The organism is Clostridium hominis, assembly GCF_014287825.1.
Lineage (GTDB): Bacteria > Bacillota > Clostridia > Clostridiales > Clostridiaceae > Clostridium > Clostridium hominis.
This window is the reverse complement of sequence record NZ_JACOOO010000028.1, coordinates 1-1,417: the sequence shown is the minus strand read 5'-3', so window position 1 is coordinate 1,417 and position 1,417 is coordinate 1. Positions and strand designations below refer to the sequence as shown.

Below are 1,417 nucleotides of genomic sequence, written 5' to 3'. Positions count from 1 at the left end.
TCACCCGTCCGCCGCTAGCTTCACTCCGAAGAGATCAACTCGCTCGACTTGCATGTGTTAGGCATGCCGCCAGCGTTCGTCCTGAGCCAGGATCAAACTCTCAATAAAAAGTTTAATCTGTTGCTCAAATTACTTTGAGTCTTTAAATATTTTAAAAACTCTCAAAAGAATTGCTGGATTTATTTTAACTATATTCTGTTCAATTTTCAAAGACCATATTTTGTTATCGCTTCAAGCGACTTCCTTATCTTATCACCGACTTAACTTTGTGTCAACAACTTTTTTCAAAGTTTTTTTCACATCATTTCGTTAGCAACGAGACTTATCTTATCACCTATCAAAACAACTGTCAAACACTTTTTATCTTGTGTTTCCGTTTGTTCGCATCAGCGACGATATTCATCTTAACACCTATAAAATAGATTAAATATTAATATTTTTATGATTTATTAAGATTAAACTGATTTTCCTTAAATTTTCTCCCTTTTACTTTATTTTAATACTATTGATACACTAGGTTCTGTGGTATATTTACTGTACTATAGTTATCCACGTTTCACACATTATCCACAACATAAATGTATTAAATCAATATTCTTATTAACATAATTAACACTATCCACAAATTATAAAAAATAAATAAAATCTAACTTTTATCTTCTATTTATATATATTAAGAGTTGCTTTATCATACTTAATAATAATTAATTACTTCTTTTAATTATTATATTATTTATTAAAGTACTAGTAATAGTTGGATGAATTTTAACTTTTTTCACTTCAACTATAAGTCCCTAATATATTTGTACTAAGTTAAATTACCAAATAATATTCTTATAAATTATAGTTTTTATAATCAATAAAATGAGAAAACTTTTTTATAATTATATAAATAATTATAAACCTATATCAAACTAGAAGTAGAGCCACTGATATAAAGCGATGACACTAACAAGTACTACTCATACTCTAAATAGGTTTATCACTCCTATATCTTTTCATTATGCTACAAAAATAACTAGTTACTCCTTATTTGATACCTTTTCAATAGTAAATAGATTCATTGCTCCAAATTTAATTGTATACATGCTAATTCTTCTTGTATATAGTTTCTGTATACATTTAAATAACTTTCTATTTCTTTCTACTATATTTATATAATACCCTCTATTATAAATATTGAAATATAATAGATGATTTTTTACTTATATTTATAGGCTTTTTAGTAGCATTAGTATAAATATTGGTATTAATTATATAACAAAAAAAGATCTAAGTTATACTTAGATCTTTTTGCTAACCTAGCAACGTCCTACTCTCCCACACAGTCTCCCGTGCAGTACCATTGGCGCTGTAGAGCTTAACTTTCCTGTTCGGAATGGGAAGGAGTGTTTCCTCTACGCCATCATCACTAGAT

General features: G+C 27.7%; 2 rRNA genes. Both read right to left on the bottom strand.

From position 1 onward, the window contains the following. Positions 1-108: ribosomal RNA gene (locus tag H8S20_RS12780) — 16S ribosomal RNA — on the bottom strand; the annotation flags it as partial. Positions 109-1,299: 1,191 nt separating this feature from the next. Further along, positions 1,300-1,416 (bottom strand): 5S ribosomal RNA (gene rrf, locus H8S20_RS12775). Between the last annotated feature and the right edge of the window lies 1 nt (position 1,417).